The organism is Rhizobium sp. CCGE 510 (assembly GCF_000292525.1).
Lineage (GTDB): Bacteria > Pseudomonadota > Alphaproteobacteria > Rhizobiales > Rhizobiaceae > Rhizobium.
Window position 1 is genome coordinate 857,228 of record NZ_AEYF01000045.1, and the last position, 17,245, is coordinate 874,472.

11 protein-coding genes are annotated in these 17,245 nt (G+C 59.7%); 3 read left to right on the plus strand and 8 right to left on the minus strand.

Annotation, left to right across the window (positions count from 1 at the left end):
- Positions 1-185 precede the first annotated feature (185 nt).
- Together RCCGE510_RS27965 and RCCGE510_RS27970 are read right to left on the minus strand one after the other, a co-directional pair.
- The gene (locus RCCGE510_RS27965) at positions 186-1,370 is read right to left on the minus strand and encodes a GTP-binding protein (protein ID WP_007635845.1); all 1,185 of its coding nucleotides are present in this window, start codon (positions 1,368-1,370) and stop codon (positions 186-188) included.
- 98 nt (positions 1,371-1,468) lie between these two features.
- Positions 1,469-6,664 carry a N,N-dimethylformamidase beta subunit family domain-containing protein gene (locus tag RCCGE510_RS27970; RefSeq protein ID WP_007635847.1) on the minus strand — a complete coding sequence of 1,732 codons (5,196 nt, stop codon included), beginning with the start codon at positions 6,662-6,664 and terminating at the stop codon, positions 1,469-1,471.
- A gap of 577 nt (positions 6,665-7,241) precedes the next feature.
- On the opposite strand from RCCGE510_RS27970, the gene RCCGE510_RS27975 reads away from it, so the two are divergent.
- Together RCCGE510_RS27975 and RCCGE510_RS27980 are read left to right on the plus strand one after the other, a co-directional pair.
- Positions 7,242-8,552: a polysaccharide biosynthesis/export family protein gene (locus RCCGE510_RS27975; RefSeq protein WP_192815359.1), complete on the plus strand. Its 1,311-nt coding sequence runs from the start codon at positions 7,242-7,244 to the stop codon at positions 8,550-8,552.
- A gap of 79 nt (positions 8,553-8,631) precedes the next feature.
- Complete coding sequence (locus RCCGE510_RS27980; RefSeq protein WP_007635849.1) at positions 8,632-10,140, plus strand: O-antigen translocase; 1,509 nt, start codon at positions 8,632-8,634, stop codon at positions 10,138-10,140.
- Between the two features lie 77 nt (positions 10,141-10,217).
- Here RCCGE510_RS27980 and RCCGE510_RS27985 read toward each other — a convergent pair whose 3' ends face one another.
- From RCCGE510_RS27985 to RCCGE510_RS28010, 6 genes are read right to left on the minus strand one after another with little or no spacing between them, the layout of a single operon-like run.
- A complete protein-coding gene (locus tag RCCGE510_RS27985; RefSeq protein WP_007635850.1) occupies positions 10,218-11,447 on the minus strand; it encodes a DegT/DnrJ/EryC1/StrS family aminotransferase in 1,230 nt (409 codons plus the stop codon).
- Positions 11,444-12,415 carry an NAD-dependent epimerase/dehydratase family protein gene (locus RCCGE510_RS27990; protein WP_007635851.1) on the minus strand — a complete coding sequence of 324 codons (972 nt, stop codon included), beginning with the start codon at positions 12,413-12,415 and terminating at the stop codon, positions 11,444-11,446. Before RCCGE510_RS27990 ends, RCCGE510_RS27985 begins: the two co-directional genes overlap by 4 nt.
- Positions 12,412-13,131 (minus strand): acyltransferase, encoded by a 720-nt coding sequence (locus RCCGE510_RS27995; RefSeq protein WP_037079866.1) that lies wholly within the window; start codon positions 13,129-13,131, stop codon positions 12,412-12,414. The genes RCCGE510_RS27990 and RCCGE510_RS27995 overlap by 4 nt, the downstream gene beginning before the upstream one ends.
- Positions 13,121-14,224 (minus strand): DegT/DnrJ/EryC1/StrS family aminotransferase, encoded by a 1,104-nt coding sequence (locus RCCGE510_RS28000; protein WP_007635855.1) that lies wholly within the window; start codon positions 14,222-14,224, stop codon positions 13,121-13,123. The genes RCCGE510_RS27995 and RCCGE510_RS28000 overlap by 11 nt, the downstream gene beginning before the upstream one ends.
- Complete coding sequence (locus tag RCCGE510_RS28005; RefSeq protein ID WP_007635857.1) at positions 14,221-15,258, minus strand: Gfo/Idh/MocA family oxidoreductase; 1,038 nt, start codon at positions 15,256-15,258, stop codon at positions 14,221-14,223. The genes RCCGE510_RS28000 and RCCGE510_RS28005 overlap by 4 nt, the downstream gene beginning before the upstream one ends.
- Positions 15,255-15,761 (minus strand): acyltransferase, encoded by a 507-nt coding sequence (locus RCCGE510_RS28010; protein ID WP_007635858.1) that lies wholly within the window; start codon positions 15,759-15,761, stop codon positions 15,255-15,257. The genes RCCGE510_RS28005 and RCCGE510_RS28010 overlap by 4 nt, the downstream gene beginning before the upstream one ends.
- A 562-nt stretch (positions 15,762-16,323) precedes the next feature.
- Here RCCGE510_RS28010 and RCCGE510_RS28015 point away from each other — a divergent pair.
- On the plus strand, positions 16,324-17,085 hold the full coding sequence (locus RCCGE510_RS28015) for a response regulator transcription factor (protein WP_007635860.1): 762 nt from the start codon (positions 16,324-16,326) through the stop codon (positions 17,083-17,085).
- The last annotated feature ends 160 nt before the right edge of the window (positions 17,086-17,245 follow it).

Sequence of the window (17,245 nt, forward strand, 5' to 3'; positions counted from 1 at the left end):
CAGCAATCCGGGGTATGAGGGAGGTATTCCCTACGCCCATAGGATGATGCTCACCGCATACCGGCCGACCCCAAAGCTGCCTACGGATCTGCCAAGTGGCTGACGCTGATTGAAAGGAATTCTGATTTCGTATTGTTTCGCCGGTCCCGCTGGTCAACTCGAGCGTTGTTCTGCGCCGCCCCGTGCTACCAGGCCGGAAACGGATCTTCGAGGGCGGCCCAGTCGCGCGGATCGGCGCTGGCGAGGCATCCGTCCAGTGCGGTCCGCACACTTGTCTCGTCCATATCAACGCCGATAAAAACCAATTCCTGCCGGCGGTCGCCCCAAGCGCTGTCCCATCGGCTCTGCAGATGCCGATGAAACTGCTGATGGCTCGGCCAGTCCTGTCGGGGCACGGCTGCCCACCAGAGCCCCATAGGCTCGCAGCGCCTTTGGACCCCGGCAGCCGACATCAGGCCCACATGGCGCGGGCGCGTGGCAAGCCAGAAATGACCCTTGGCGCGCAGCACTCCCGGCCAGGGCTCGTCCAGGAATGCCCGAAACCGCATGGGATCGAAGGGACGCCTCGTGCGATAGACAAAGCTTGAGACCCCGTATTCCTCCGTTTCCGGAACATGCTCATCCGGGTTGTACAATTCCTTGTGCCACAGGGGATGCGCAGCGGCCTTTGCTTCATCGAAGAGGCCTGTATTCAGGACGGTTGAAAGAGAAATCGTGCCGAAATCCGTCTCCACCTGGCGTGCGTCCGGGTTGAGAGACGTAACTATCTTGCTCACCTCTGCGCGGACCTTATCAGTCGCGTCCGAGATCTTGTTGATCACGACGACATCGGCAAACTCGATCTGATCCACCAGCAGGTCGATGAGTGTGCGCCGGTCCTCACCGTCGCGCTGCAGGCCGCGATCGGCAAGCAGATCGGCACTGCTGTAGTCGGCTAACAGGTTTGCAGCGTCGACCACGGTGACCATTGTGTCGAGCCTGGCAAAATCGGCGAGCGAGGCGCCGTTCTCGTCGCGGAAGGAAAATGTTGCCGCAATGGGGCGTGGCTCGGCAATGCCGGTGCCTTCGATCAACAGATAGTCGTATCGCCGCTCTTCGGCCAGTCGTCGTACTTCCGTCAGGAGGTCGTTGCGCAGGGTACAGCATATGCAGCCATTGCTAAGCTCGATCAATGTCTCCGTCGTATGCGAAAGGTTGCAGCCGCCGTCTCGAATGAGACTGGCGTCTATGTTCACTTCGCTCATATCGTTGACGATGACGGCGACCCGCAGGCCCTGACGGTTATTCAGCACATGGCTGAGGAGCGTCGTCTTACCAGCGCCGAGGAAGCCGGCCAGCACGGTTACCGGGAGCCGCTCGATCCCGTTCATCGGCATCCCTTGAACGTGAGCGGCCCGAGGGACCGTCGCCGCGGCGATTTGCGTCGTATTAGCCTCATTTGAACCCCGTTCGTAACCTTGTCCTTGCTTCACCCGACGAGCTGCGGTCGGAAGACCACGTCGGCATAGTAATTCGATGAATCGTAGGAGTTGGCCGGGAAGAGACCTGCGGTGGCGGATCCGCCATACGCATAGACGCCGTTGCCACCGGCGACCGCGCTTGATTGGGCCGTCAACGGACCGTTGGTGACGGCACTGGCAAAGAAACCATCGGTTGCCACGTAGCCACCGGTGGTGTGGTAGGAGGCGACATAGGCTGTATTGGCGGCGATGGTGACCGGCGTTGTGAAGTTCACCGTCTGCCAGCCGCTCCCGGTGGTGCCGGCGAAGGTGGCGGTGGCGAGCTTGGTGCCCGTCGTGGTCCACAGGTCGACGACGTTCTGGCCGTTGTCGTTGGCGCTGCGGTAGAACTTGATGCCGGTAACGTCACCGGCAACGTTCGACTGGAACTTGACGCCAAGCTCGAGCTGCTGACCATCGTTGAGGTTGGTCTGGGTCGGCGTGCTGGAGGCGGAGAACAGGCTGTAGGTCGTTGCCGTCGCCGACACCGCGACATTGAAGCTTTCGTTGGCGGCAAGGCCGCCAAGGTCGGTCGCCGTCACTTTGACGCCGTAGGTGCCAGCGGTCGTCGGCGTGCCGGAGAAGGTCCTCGTCGTGGCGTTGAAGCTCAGCCAGGCAGGCAGCGCCGTGCCATCGGCGGCCGTTGCCGAGTAGGTCAGCGTCTCGCCGCTGTCGACATCGGTGAAGGTCGTGGTCGGCAGCACGAAGGAGAAGGCGGAGCCGACGGTGGCATTCTGGGCCGCCGTCTGGACGGCCAGCACCGGCGCATCGTTGGCGCCATGGATGGTGACGGTAAGATTGGCCGTGGCCGTGGCGCCGGCGGTATCGCGCATCGTATAGCTGAAGACATCGCTCAGCGTGTTGGTCGACAGGCGCAGAGCCTGGACGGCGGTATTGGCCTCGTTGACCGCATAACTATAGACGCCCGATGCACTGAGCACGAGACTGCCATAGGTGCCATTCAATGCCGTGCCGAGCGTGCCTGATGTCGCACCGAAGACCACTGCCGTGACGGTCTTGGTATCACCGGCATTCGGATCGGTGTCGTTGGTCAGCACGTTGCCGCTCGCAACCGCACCACCCGAACCGTTTGCCACCCCGCCCTTCTCGGTCGCGTCACCCACATCGGCAACTGCCGTCGGCGGCGTATTGCCAGGCGTCGACACGGCGATGTTGAAGCTCTCGTTGGCGGCAAGGCCGCCAAGGTCTGTCGCCGTCACCTTGACGCCGTAAGTGCCTGATGTCGTCGGCGTGCCGGAGAAGGTCCGCGTCGTGGCGTTGAAGCTCAGCCAGCCGGGCAGTGCCGTGCCGTCGGCGGCCGTTGCCGAATAGGCCAGCGTCTCGCCGCTGTCGACATCGGTGAAAGTCGTCGTTGGAACGACGAAGGAGAAGGCAGTGCCGACGGTGGCATTCTGGCCCACCGTCTGGACGGCCAGCACCGGCGCATCGTTAGCGCCATGGATGGTGATGGTGATATTTGCCGTGGCGGTCGCGCCGGCGGTATCGCGCATCGTGTAGCTGAAGACATCGCTCAGCGTGTTGGTCGACAGGCGCAGAGCCTGGACGGCGGTATTGCTCTCGTTGACGGCATAACTATAGGCGCCCGATGCACTGAGCACGAGACTGCCATAGGTGCCATTCAATGCCGTGCCGAGCGTGCCTGACGTCGCACCAAAGACCACTGCCGTGACGGTCTTGGTGTCTCCGGCATCCGCATCGGTATCGTTGGTCAGCACATTGCCGCTGGCAACCGCGCCGCCCGAACCGTTGGCCACTCCGCCCTTCTCGGTCGCGTCGCCCACATCGGCAACCGCCGTCGGTGTCGTGTTCGGCGTTGTCGATGCCGGGCGGAAGACCACATCGGCATAGTAGTTGGCGGCGTTGAAGGTGGCATTCGGGAAAATGCCTGCGGTAGCGGAGCCGCCATAGGTGTATACGCCGTTGCCGCTGGCTGGCGCCGTCAGCGGTCCGCTCGTCACATTGGCGATGAAGTAGTCGGTGGTTGTCGAGTAATTGCCGGTATTGGTGTGATAGGATGCCGTGTAGGTCTGCCCGGGCGTCAGGCTCACTGGGCTGGTGAAATAGGCAGTCTGCCAGCCGCTGGCGGTCTCGTTTGTGAAGGTGAGGGTCGCAATCCGCGTCCCAGTGCTCGACCACAGCGAGCCTGTATGCGTCCCCGTGTCCAGGCTGCCCTTGTAGAAACGAATACCGGTGACGGTGCCTGCCGCGGAGGTCTGGAATTTGACACCGAGCTCGACGGCTGACGAATCATCGGTATTGACCACCGCCGGTGTCGCCGCGCCAAAGAGAGAGGTAAAACTTGCCCCGGTTACGGTGACCGTGCGTCCGGCCGAGGGTGTTTCAAGGTTGATGTTATCGTCGACGGCCCGCGACCGGATAGTGTAACTGCCCGCGACCTGCGGCGACCACGTATAAGTCCAATTCTCATCGCCTGTCGCCGGATGCCAGCTCGCCCCGTTGTCGGTCGAAACCTCGACACTGGCGATGACACCGCCGCCCGTATCGGTGGCGGTACCTGTAATCGTGACTGTGGAGCCAACGGTTGCCGCTGACGGCCCCGTTATAACGGAAGTCGGTGCAACATGGTCCGTAGAACCGGTCGTGGCGACGAGTCCGGATTGCAGCGTCCCAGGCTGAATGCCCATGTCGGCCAGCAAATTCACCATCGCCTGCTGCACGCGGGGATCGGTCGGGGTCGCCTGATTATCGTGATTGTCGCTCAGCCCCCATGTCCAGTAGACTGTGCCGGCCCCGAACACCAGTGCACCGCTCGGCGCACGATAGAGCGTCAGATTGTGGGTGGCGGTCGCGTTGCCGGTCGTGTTTCCGTAGTCGAGCAAGTAAGTGCTGACCGGAAGCGTCGTCGATGACAGCTTCACGAGGCCGGCCGGATCGAAGCCGTTATCGGGCGCTTCGTCCCATTCGTAACCGAGATAGTTCTTGGTGAGCGTCGCCGTCTGGCCAGGCTGAAGATTGGCGACGCTCGTATTGCGCCAGAAGCGCAGGTTGGCGTCGTCGTATCCGACCGTAATCGCGCTAAGATTGCTGCCGACATCGTCGACCTTAAACAACTGCCCGGTCAGCGAGTTTTCCGGGTTTCCGCCACCGATAGCAGGGGGGCTTAGACGCGGATCACGGAAGGTGCCCGTCCATTGGTTGGTGGGGTCGATGCTGGCGCTGGGCGACCATGTCTCCTTGTAGGAGATGAGGGTCCGATAAGGCGTTCCGTCAGCGCTGTAGGCATTGCCCCAACGGGTGCGCCAATAGACCTCGTTGCCACTCCAGAACATCAGGTTGACGCCGGCATCGCGTGCAGCTTCGACATTGGTCCTCTGCTGTCCAGACCAGTATTCGTCGTGCCCGGCATCGATATAGGTCTTGTGATTGAGCAGAAGACTGCCATAGCGGTCGACGTCGACGCCCGACATATAGGAGACGTCATAGCCGTTCTGTTCCAGCCAGTAGATGCCCGCATATTCGGCGCCGAACAGATAGTCCTGTGGGCCTGCATAGGTGCCAACCCCGCCGCGGGTCGCAATCGGCCTGTTGTAGCTGACAGCATAGGCGCGACCAGCGCCCTGGCCCGTCGCGGGGCCGTTGCCGCCATAGAAGTTTGCACCACCCCAGCCGTTGTAAGCTTGCCAGGTCTCGTCTGCGGTCTGGAAGACGATGTCGCTGTGGCTGGCATCGTCGCGCACGATGAACGGGATTTGATTTTCGCCAGAGGTGCCATCCTGGCGCACGAGTTTGGCGATATAGACGCCTGAGACGGCATCATCAGGTACGGTCCACGAAGCTGAGACCGCCCAGTTGCCGGCATCGACGGTGCCGGTCGTAGCATTGCGCAACGGGCTGGGCTGGGTCTGCAATCCGGTATGCTGCATGGTCGCGACCTTGCGGGCGCCCATGCCGCCATAATAGCCGAGCCGGTATATATCGATCCGGTAGTTGGTGGAATTTGTGTTGATCTTGAAGCTGACGGTCTTGCCGTTGTCGACGCTAATGTCGGTCGCAAACCCCTCGATGTTGGTGCTGCCGGCACCGTCGATGCCCCACTCGCTCTCCGGATTGCCCTGCTTCTGGTTTTCCAGCACGATCGCGTTGCTGGTCGCCGCCGCAGCGGCCGCCAGATCTTGCGTCGTCAACGAGCGCTGCGCAGAAGGTTGAGGCGGTGTCATCACCGAGCCGGAAAGGATGCCGACACCCTTCGTGGTGGTGCCCTTTCCGGTCTCTCCGCCGCCGGGCAACGATCCGTTCAGGGCCGTGGATTCTGTCCAATTTGCGGTTCCGGTCCAGCCCGAGAGAGGAGACAGGCTACGATCGAGAAGCGGGTCGCTAACCGAGGCTCCGATGGCCTTCTTGATCGACTCCACATAGTCCGGCCCTTCGGTCAGCCGTGTTCCCGGCAACTGACCATCTTGCTGAAGCAAGGCGCCGCCATGGGCCCAATCGAGAATCCGTGTGGGAGACGTATAGTAGCCGCACCCGCACACACCAAAGGGCATGCCAAACGCCAGCGCATTTGCTCCAGCATGCTGCCCGGTCGACTGCGCCGACGGGCTCGACTCGAGAATGACGACTTTGCCCGAGGACGCACGCCCGCCCGCTACGGTCGCAGAACCCTGCACCGAAACTGTCGGTGCAGGGCTTTGCGGCAGATACGGAGCCAAAGGATCGTCGCCGATGAAGCTCATTCCAGCGTAGGTGCGATAAAGCGACGATTGCGCTCCCAATGCAACCCCGTTCGCGTTCCGCTCGAAACCTGCAAAACCAGGCGTGTGAGCGGACACCCGAGACGCGGCACTGTCACCGCGTCGAAGCTCCGTCTCCCGATTTGCTTCGAAAGCGTCGGCTAAGGCCGGCGGTGTGCGGGTGATATTGGCCCGATCGTCCGCTTCGCCGATCACACCCGCTCTATGTTCAGCGTCATGCTCGTTGAGCGCCGCGTTGTTGTCGGGACTGTCGACAAGCGCACCATGCTTGTTTCCATCCGTAGTTTGGACGGATGCCGCAAGTTGAGCACTATCGCCGCGCTTTTCGGCAGGCTTGTGCGGCTTTCCCTTTCCGCTGGCGGTCAACCAACCGGGAAACAACGAATCCACCAGGAGTGAGCGCGAGGTCCATCGACGAGCGTTGCGATACATGGCAGACACCTCTCGTGAAATTAACAGGATCGAATCTATGAGGACCGTTCGATACGCGGCCCTGAATTGTAGTCGAAAAATAAGCGAGTATATCCTACGCCTTTCGCTCTACAGGCGGCATCCTTTGGGCAAACGGCCGTGTTGCGTCGCCCACGCGATGGATCAGATGCGCCAGGGCAGAAATTCGCCGCTTCCTGGGCAAGGCTCGAGGCCGCAGAGGTAGCGAAGCGGCCGGTCATCGTGCGGTAAAATCGACGATCCCGAACATAAAGGCACTGCCGGAGCGGTTGCGCTTTACCGAAGCGAGCGCGCCTATTTCTGCGTGCAGAACCTGTTGATTTTCCGAGACGACGCCTGTGTGTGGCACCGACGATATATGCTTCTACTCACTTTAGGCCGGAGCACCTCCCCACCTCATCAATATTGATGTGGCAAAGCAAACGACCTCCACCTTCCTCAAGGCTTCGCCAGACTGCACACTGGCGATGCAGCTTCGGAATTAGCTTCCGGCGTTCGAGCAGAGTTCAAAGTATCGTATCAGCGTCCGTGTAAGAATGTTTGCAGGCGAGACATGTATATGAATCCATCGCACCGCGCCCCTCGCGTGTTCCTCCGCGCGACGTCTGTCATCAGCGCACTCGTCTTTCTTGCCGGAGCAGTGTCGCCAGCGCTCGCCGATAGCGCCCCCTTGGCTCCACAAACGAGAATCCGCCTGACGATCGTCCAATGGATCCAGTCCAAAGGCCAGTTTGAGCGATGGGAGGGGATTGGCGGCGACTATACGGTTTCGGATGCAGGTACCGTCTCCCTGCCCTTCCTGGGGTCGCTGGCGGTTGGAAATATGGATAATGAGGGCCTCACCAACGAGATCGGCAAGCGCCTTCAGGCGAAGATGGGTCTGGCCCAGGCACCTGCGGTGACCATCGATATCCTCGACTATCCCTCCATTTACATCGTCGGAGACGTAGTAGCGCCGGGAGAATACAAGTTTCGCTCCAGGCTCAGCGTCCTGCAATCCCTGGCCATGAGCGGCGGCCCGTTGCGGGCTGCCGCACAGCAACAATCGCAGACGATCAGGCTTGCCGGCGATTTGCAGGAAATCGACCATTCGCTGCTGCGCAGTTCGGCAAAGCTGGCGCGGCTGCAGGCGGAGATGGCCGGGGAGAAAGAGATCGTCTTCGATCAGCCGCCTGCTGTCGATCGGCAATATGCCGAAAGTCTCTACCAGGAGGAGCGGGTCATTTTTCAGGCCCGTGCAAACGCGCTGGACAAGCAGTCGGTGGCACTCGTCGAATTGCGCAATCTCTTGACGGCGGAAATCGAAACACTGGAAGAAAAGCTGAAAGGCTCGGATGACAATATCCAGTCGGTCGAAGAGCAACTGACGAGCGTGAAGACGCTGGTCCAGAAGGGTCTGACGATCACCTCACGCCAGATGGATCTGGAACGGTTGCTCACCACCTATCGCTCCGACAGGCTCGATCTCGTCACCGCCATCATGCGGGGCCGCCAGGCGATCAACGAGACGACGCGCAGTCTCGAGGGACTTTCCGACACGCGCCGCAGCGAGATCGCTTCCGAGGTGCAGGCTGAGAAAGCCAATCTCGATCAGCTCAAATTGAAGCGCGACACCACGCAACAACTGCTTCTCGAAGACGTGTCGATCGGCGCCAACGCGAAAAGCCGCGTTGAAGAACTCCCCCTGACGTTCATCGTGAACCGGCGGGACAAGGGTGAGGTCAATCAATTCCAGGCCTCCGAAACGACCGAGCTGGCGCCCGGTGACGTGGTCAGGGTAACCCGGGCCCGCATCGGGGATGCGCCGTCCGAAGACGCCGCAGCTCTGCCTGTTCAGACAGAGGCGCATGTCAGTCAGGTAAGCCGGTGATAAGCGAAAAGCATGTGCTGCAATCGAGCCTGCGGCGGGGATTGAACGCCGGCACGGGAAACACGGCTGGGGGCTTCCGATGACTTTGCGCATGACCCCACCCAGCAGCCAGACCTACACTGAGATCCTCAGGTCGACGATGCTGATGGGCGGCGCTTCGCTGGTGAATGTCGCACTCAGCATTATCAGAAACAAGGCGATGGCCGTCCTGCTCGGGCCGGAAGGCATCGGGCTTATGGGCCTTTATAGCTCGATCGTCGATATCGCGCAGTCTATCGCGGGTCTGGGCGTCGGGGGCAGTGGCGTGCGTCAGGTCGCGGAAGCTGCCGGCACCGGCGACGCAGCGAGGATTGCCCAGTCGGCGACCGTACTGAGACGCATATCGGTGGTGCTGGCGTTGCTTGGCGCGCTTCTTCTCGCCGCACTTGCATATCCTGTCTCAAGTTTCACCTTTGGTGATTACCAGCACGTCGGTGGCATCGTACTGCTGTCGCTCGCCGTCTTCTTCCGGCTGGTGTCTGCGGGGCAGAGCGCATTGATCCAGGGCATGCGCGGCATTGCGGATCTTGCCCGCATCAACGTGCTGGCCGGGCTCTTCGGTACAGCCGTGAGTATCCCGCTGATCTACCTGTTCGGGATCCAGGCGATCGCACCGTCGCTCGTGGTGATTGCAGCTGCCTCAATCCTTCCGACCTGGTGGTACAGCCGGCGGATCTTCCCGCATCCCTCGCCAATGCCGACACGCCAGTTCAGCCGGGAGGTGTCGGCGCTGCTCCGGCTCGGGTTCGTCTTCATGGCAAGTGGACTTCTGACCTTCGGTGCGGCCTACGCCATCCGTATCATCGTGCTGAAGGAGGGCGGCGTCATGGCGGCGGGACTGTATCAAGCGGCCTGGGGCCTCGGCGGTCTCTACGCCGGTTTCATCCTGCAGGCCATGGGAACGGATTTCTATCCGCGCCTGACCGCAACGATCGACAACAATGCCGAATGCAATCGGCTGGTCAATGAACAGGCCGAAATCAGCATGCTGCTCGCTGGCCCCGGCCTGCTCGGGACGCTGACGCTCGCGCCGCTCATGATGAGCCTATTCTATTCGGCTGAGTTTCATGGGGCAGTCGAGCTTCTGCGCTGGATCTGCCTTGGAATGATGCTGCGGATTATTTCCTGGCCGATGGGTTTCATCGTCGTGGCGAAGCGTACCCAGGCGATTTTCTTCTGGACGGAGGTCGCGGCGGCAGTCGTCCATGTGGGGCTTGCCTGGCTCTTCGTATCGCTGCTCGGTACGCAAGGAGCCGGCATGGCGTTCTTTGGCCTCTATGTCTGGCACAGCATCCTGATCTATGTGATCGTGCGGAAGCTGACCGGTTTTCGCTGGTCCGCCGCCAATCGCAGACACGGACTGCTGTTCTTGCCCGCATCGGGACTGGTATTCCTGATGTTCTCGATTTTGCCGCTATGGCCGGCGACGGTGATTGGCTTCGTCGCCGTCGTTCTCTGCGGGCTCTATTCGCTGCGTATGCTGATCGACCTGCTTCCACCGGAATCCGTGCCAGCAGCCATCCGCAGATGGATCACTAAATCGGCATAACGAACAATGCGCGCATCCGGGAGATACGCGCATTGTTCGTTATGCCGATTGTTATGTGACGTCAGGCAAATGCGGGTTCAGGCGACAGCGACATCCATGACACGTTGCGCGCTCGCGGCTCCGACGGTCGCTTCCGCAAGAGCTGCGCGAAGTGCCTCGACAACCCGGTCCAGGTCAGACACCGTCATCTGGGCATAAAGCGGCAGGATGAGCGTTTGCTGCTGCGCAGATACACTTCGCATCAGGCTTGTGGCAGCGCGGTGGGAGCTCGCACTTGAATAGGCTCCCTCCAGATGAATGTTCATCACACCACGCCGGGTCGATATACCCTGATCGAGCAGGGTCTGCATGACAGCCCGCTGGTCGACCGTATCGGGCAATCTCACACAGAAACTCTGCCAGTTGCTGCGAGCCCAGCCCGGTTCGACCGGCAGAGAAAGCCCGGCAATCGTTGACAGACGTTCGCAATATTGCTCGGCAAGCAGTCTGCGCTGGGCAACCAACTCCGGCAGCCGGCGCAACTGCTCGCGTCCGACGGCCGCCTGAAGATCGGTCATCCGGTAATTGTAACCCAACTCGTCATAGTCTTCGAAGATGACCTGTTTCGAGCCGTGACGAACGGCATCGGTGACGCTCATGCCATGCTGGCGCCAGAGCCGAAACTTCCGGTCATATTCGGGATTGGCGGTGGTCAACATGCCGCCATCGCCCGTCGTGACGACTTTCCGCGGGTGGAAGGAGAAGCAGGCGATGTCACCATGCGCTTTGCCGATCTTTTCCCAACGCCCGTCCCACAGGATTTCGCTTCCCGTCGCGCAGGCTGCATCCTCGATGACCGGTATCTGATGGCGCTTGCCGATCTCGACGATGGCGCGGAGATCGCAAGGCATGCCGAGTTGATGGACGCAGAGAATTGCCTTGGTGCGGGGTGTGATTGCCCTTTCGATCAGGCTGGCTTCGATGTTGTAACCATCCTCTTCGATATCGATGAAAACGGGCACCGCATCGCAGTACCGAACCGCGTTTGCGGTCGCGATGAAGGAATGGCTGACCGTGACGACTTCATCACCGGCGGATACGCCGACCGCCTTCAGAGCCAGATGCAACGCGGTCGTGCAATTGGACATGGCGCAGGCATGCGCGGCGCCGACAAAGGCAGCGAATTCACGCTCGAAAGCCGCGACTTCCGGCCCCTGCGTCACCCATCCCGACAGAATAACGCGGCGCGCAGCCTCAGCCTCTTCCTCCCCGAGGACGGGTTTGGCGACTGGAATTGTGGCCAGAATTGCGGATTGAGATGAGCTCATGCTGCCTGCCCCCCTGCGTCGGTCTGCTTTTGCCACCAGGCAACGAGATCACGAAGCCCTTGCTCCATAGAGATCTCCGCCTTGAAGCCGAGGAGCCGTTCGGCCTTGCTGATATCGGCAAGACGACGGGTCACGCCGTTGACCGTTCGGGCCTCTTTGTGCTCCGGCTCGAGTGAAGACCCCATAATGTCGCTCAGCATCTTCGCGAGTTCCAGCAGGCTTATTTCCTGGCCGCTCGCGACGTTGAACACTTCATCCGTGACATCGCTTTTCGCCGCCAGAATGTTTGCGCGGGCGATGTCGCGTGCATCGACGAAATCCATCGTCTGGCTACCGTCCCCATAGATGAGGGGCGGCATTCCCGCCACCAGACGTTCCATCCAACGGATCAGAACTTCCGTATAGGCGCCGTAGACGTCCATGCGCGGGCCGTAGACGTTGAAATAACGCAGCGCGACATAGCGCAGGCCGTACATCTCCGCAAAGCTGCGCATCAGCCCCTCGTTGAATGTTTTCGCCGCGCCGTAGATCGTCCGGTTATTGTACGGATGATGCTCTTCGGTCGTTGGAAAGCTTTCGGCAAGCCCCAGCACGGAAGCCGAGGAAGCAGCAACCACCTTCGAGACACCTGCCTTGACGGCAGATTCGAGAACGTTGAACGTGCCCTCCGCAAGGACATCGAAGGCCAGCCGTGGATCTTCCGCGCATTGCGTGATGCGGATGGCGGCCTGATGAAAGACGATATCGACGCCTTCGAAGGCTTTTACCAGAAGCGCTCTATCGCGGATATCTCCCTCGATGATGTTAACGACCCCACTGGCAATTGCCGTGCTGAGATTGTCCCTGCGTCCACGCACGAAGTTGTCGAGGATGATGATCTCACGCGGTTTTTCCAATGCGACGAGATCGGCAATATGCGACCCGATCAGGCCGGCTCCGCCGGTAATGAGCACCCGTTGATTTCTCACGATCTTCCTCCATGCGATATATCCAGCACAGGATCGGCTTCCGTGCGCCAGCGTACGAACTTCGCCGGCACACCGGCGACAACTGAAAACGGCTCGACATCCGAGACGACAACGGCGCCTGCGCCGACGATCGCGCCCTTCCCGATGGTCACGCCGGGAAGGATTGTGGCGTTGGTACCGATGTCGGCCCATGCGCCGATACGGACCGGCTTGATTTCGAGATCCGTGCGGATGATTGGCTGATCCACCGGCAGGGCCGTGTGGGTCGAGCCAAGCACCTTGGCGCCGGGCCCCCAGCCGACACAATCCTCGATCACCAGGTCGCGCGCGTCGAAATAGGCCATCGGGCCGATCCAGACATTGTTGCCGATCACGCAAGTACCGTCGAAGCGTCCCTGGATATAGGCCTGGGCGCCAATGAACACTCCATCACCGATTTCGAAAGTTTCCGGATGTTTGAAACCGGCACCGCCTGCAACCTGCAATCCCGTGCCACAGCTCCGCGTGATCGCTTGCCAGATGGCTTTGCGCATCATGGTGTCGACGACACCATCCCCCGTCGCGAAGCGAGCGTAGAGTTCGATCAGACCAGCGCGCCCATAAGACACCCTGAGTTCTTCGGCCAGACCGGCCTGGTAAGCAGGGTCCGCCGGTCTTTCATGACGGCCGTGGACCGCCTGCACGATCCGGGCCTCCCCTGCACGACTAGCTGACATAGGCGTGCTCCAGCGCGGCGGCCACCTGATCGACATGCCACGCAGGCATCTCGGGATAGATCGGCAGCGAGAGGACCTCCCGTGCGGCGGCTTCCGAGATTGGGAAATCGCCGGTTTGGTAACCAAGGTCGGCATGGGCCTTCTGCAGATGAACGGGGATGGGATAGTGCAGCCCGGACTGAATGCCGTCCGCGGTCAGTACACGCTGAAGCTCGTCGCGATCGCGGCTTCTGATGGCATAGACGTGATAGACGTGGCGCCGGTCGGCGATTTCGACAGGCGTCCTCAAATTCGTCGAACCCCCAAGCAGTAACGAGTAGCGGCGTCCATGGGCGCGCCTTGCTTCGGTCCAAGCTTCGAGATGACGGAGCTTGATCCGCAGGATCGCACCCTGAATGGCGTCCATGCGGTAGTTGAAGCCCTTCAGCAGATGGTGATAGCGCTGCTCCTGCCCCCAGTCGCGCAGCATACGCATCGTCTTGGCGTGATCGTCGCTGTTGGTGACGACGATACCCCCCTCGCCGCAGGCGCCGAGATTTTTACCGGGATAGAAGCTGAAGCAGCCGGATGTGCCGATGCTGCCGGCGCGCGCGCCTTTATATTGCGCTCCGTGCGCCTGGCAGGCATCCTCGATGAACGGTATCCGGTAGTGGTCGGCAATCGCTTTGATCGCGTCCATATCGGCCATCTGGCCATAAAGATGGACGGGAATAATGGCCTTGGTTCGGGGTGTAATCTTTGCCTCGAGCTGAGCCGGGTCCATGGTGAGCGTCACGGGCTCGACATCGACGAAGACCGGTCGTGCACCTGCGTAGCAGATCGCCGATACGGTGGCGACGAAGGTGAATGGCACGGTGATGACTTCATCACCGGGGCCGACGCCTGCCGCAAGAAGCGACAGATGCAGAGCACTCGTTCCGGTATTGACGGCTATTGCGTGCTTGACGTCGCAATAGTCAGCGAACTCCTGCTCGAGACGCGCAACCTCTTCGCCCAGTATGTATTGCCCCGAGGCGAGAACACCGAGCACCGCGGCGTCGATTTCGCTCTTGATCGATTGATATTGTGCTTTGAGGTCCAGGAACGGGATCATGCAATGCGCCTCGCCTCTTCAAGTTCGATGATACGACCGCGCTGGGCGAGCGACCGGCTCGCGGCTTCAAGGATGCGGACGACACGCAGTCCGGCGAGCCCGTCGGTAATGGGCCGCGAATTTTGCTCGATGCAATCGACGAACTGATCTAGTTCGCGTTTCAACGCTTCGGTCATATCGAGCTTGGGCGCCCACATGTCGCCGCTGCGGTAACCCACCATCATCTGATGCACCTTCTCGCCGTAGGCCTGAGAATTTGGGTTCAGCGTGATGCCCTTGTCGTAGACCTTGATCTTTTCGCTGGGCTCAAGATCGTCATAGACGACCATCTTGTTGCTGCCGCCGATGAGCGTGCGGCGCACCTTGACCGGCGCGAGCCAATTGACGTGGATGTGTGCGATGAGCTTGCTCTCGAAGAACAGCGTCAGATAGGCGATGTTCTCCGGCTCACCGAGGACATGGCTCATGCCCGTCGCAGAAACAGCCACCGGCTTTTCCTGCAGGACATGGTCCAGGATGGACAGGTCGTGCACCGCGAGATCCCAGATGACGCTGACATCATGCTGGAACAGCCCCAGATTGACCCGAACCGAGTCGTAGTAATACATGTCGCCCAAGCCGCTTTCGACCAGTTCGCGCATCTTGCGGACGGCGCCGGTGTGGACGAAGGTGTGATCTACGGCCAGCACGAGGCGTCTGCGCGCGGCTTCCTCGACCATCCGCGCGGCTTCCTCCGTCGTCGATGCCATCGGCTTTTCGACAAAGACATGCTTTCCGGCCATCATCGCCTGCATTGCGAGCTTGAAATGGGTCGAGACCGGCGTTGCGATGGCGATTGCATGCACTTTCGGATCGCGCAAAAGTTCCTCGAAATTGTCGGTGATCGTTACCGCGGGATACCGGCTTTTAACGGCCGCCAACCGTTCGACATTCAGATCACAGACCGAAAGGAGCTGTGCGCCGGCCGCTTCCGAAATGTTCCGAACCAGATTCGGACCCCAATACCCATATCCAACAACAGCAATGCCGATCATCGCATTCCTCCCAACGCTTGCATGTTAACTGACCGGTCATGAACGCGACCGGTGATCCTCGCCGGAACGCCGGCAACAATGGCCCCGTCAGGCACATCCTTCGTTACAACCGCGCCGGCACCGACCTGTGCGGCCTCTCCGATGGTCACGCCGGGCAGAATGGTGGCGTTGCTGCCGATCGACGCATGGCGCTTGACCAGGGTGGGGATAACAACCCAGTCGGCCTCCGTCTGCAGACTGCCATCCGAATTGACGGCCCGCGGGTAGGTATCATTGGTGAACATGACCCCGTGGCCGACAAAAACGCCGTCCTCCAGCGTCACGCCTTCACAGAGGAAGGAATGGCTAGAGATCTTGCAGTCTTTTCCGACGATGACGTTTTTCTGGATTTCAACGAAGGTGCCGATGCGCGTTCCCGCGCCGATCGTGCAGCCGTAGAGATTTACAAGATCCCGATGGTGGATAACGCAGCCGTCACCCAGGTTGACGTTCGATGCAATCATCCCAACTCGCCCCCTACTCTTCAACAGACCCTGACTTGGGTGAAACCGACAATCGCAAGAATGAATGCAAGGTTTCGTTTCGTCAGAGCAAATATTTCTTCGCTTCAAAAAGAATTGTTTTCTTCATCTTAGTAAAGAAACAAAACGTTGAAGCTCGTCCACCTAAAGGCGTATCTGCTTACGAAAATTGGATGATGATCGCATGCGAACGTCTATGCCAACGAACATCCGCAGCGACACGTCACGCGACGATCGATCCTGATCCTCTACGTCGAAGACGGGCATGCTTTACATAGGTTTAGCGAGGTCGAATGAATATTCGTAGCAACCTCATCGGTCGACATACAAATGAATTAGATACAGATTGGTCAATTTCAACGAAATAACCATTTGTATCTCTGCATGGAACTTATGTGCTGAGGTAACCACTATTAATTAGTTTAACATCCTCGGAACTGTGGTATTAAATTAGCACTTCTGGTAATTAAACTCCCATATTTACAGAGGAGTTTGATGTTCGACTTTGAAGTACCGCGTAGAAAAAGACTGGGAGGATGGGGCTTTGGATACAATAAATATAAACCACAGGCAGGAAAACGTATCTCTTCCGTTAGAGATCGAAGACGGCTCGACGGCGTTTGCCGGACCGTCAAAGTCAAAGCACTCGCTTGTTATTCTCGACAAGAGGGAACTTGATCGGCACTGCCTTGCGCAGTGCATGGCCGCTCACACGGCAGACTTCGCGATTCTGGCATTCGGATCGATTGAAGAGTGGAAGCAAAGGCGCGAGGAATATCCTCCGCTTTCTGCAATCCTCTTGAACGTCGGCGGCAAGACGGTCGACGACCCTGTCGTTTCGGAGCAGATCAAGAGCCTTTCGTCGGAATTCGTGTCGACACCGGTCATCATATTGTCTGATAGTGACGACTTCGCCCAGATCGTGAAGGCGATCGACTACGGAGCCAAGGGTTACATACCTGCCAGCGTCAGCATTAGCGTCTGCATGGAGCTCATTGCGCTATCGGTGGCAGGCGGACTTTTCGTGCCTGCAAGTGCCCTGTTCGCCATGCGTCACTTGCTGCAGTCGAACAACCCGACAGCGCACCCACTGGCCGGGATATTCACGGATCGCCAAGCCGAAGTCGTAGCGGCACTGCGGCGCGGAAAGGCGAACAAGATCATAGCCTATGAGCTCAACCTGCGGGAAAGCACCGTCAAGGTGCATGTCCGCAACATCATGAAAAAGGTCAAGGCAACGAATAGGACGGAGGTTGTCTTCAAGCTTAACGACTTGTTCCAAAATGCTATTCCGGCATTGGCGTGAATAAGACGTTGTTCTGACACTACGGCTGGAGCAAATCTTTTCTTCAACCACATTCTTGCTCAAATCACCCGGTGGCGCGAATGCGTCACCGGGTCTTTTAATGCCGGGGCAATCTATTACGCTTCCCACGACCTTGGCATGAAAAGCGATCGAGCCCAAC

Coding starts and splice junctions, on each gene's coding strand:
- RCCGE510_RS27965 (WP_007635845.1), bottom strand. CDS start 1,370: ATGAACGGGATCGAGCGGCTCCCGGTAACCGTGCTGGCCGGCTTCCTC.
- RCCGE510_RS27970 (WP_007635847.1), bottom strand. CDS start 6,664: ATGTATCGCAACGCTCGTCGATGGACCTCGCGCTCACTCCTGGTGGAT.
- RCCGE510_RS27975 (WP_192815359.1), top strand. CDS start 7,242: ATGAATCCATCGCACCGCGCCCCTCGCGTGTTCCTCCGCGCGACGTCT.
- RCCGE510_RS27980 (WP_007635849.1), top strand. CDS start 8,632: ATGACTTTGCGCATGACCCCACCCAGCAGCCAGACCTACACTGAGATC.
- RCCGE510_RS27985 (WP_007635850.1), bottom strand. CDS start 11,447: ATGAGCTCATCTCAATCCGCAATTCTGGCCACAATTCCAGTCGCCAAA.
- RCCGE510_RS27995 (WP_037079866.1), bottom strand. CDS start 13,131: ATGTCAGCTAGTCGTGCAGGGGAGGCCCGGATCGTGCAGGCGGTCCAC.
- RCCGE510_RS28000 (WP_007635855.1), bottom strand. CDS start 14,224: ATGATCCCGTTCCTGGACCTCAAAGCACAATATCAATCGATCAAGAGC.
- RCCGE510_RS28005 (WP_007635857.1), bottom strand. CDS start 15,258: ATGATCGGCATTGCTGTTGTTGGATATGGGTATTGGGGTCCGAATCTG.
- RCCGE510_RS28010 (WP_007635858.1), bottom strand. CDS start 15,761: ATGATTGCATCGAACGTCAACCTGGGTGACGGCTGCGTTATCCACCAT.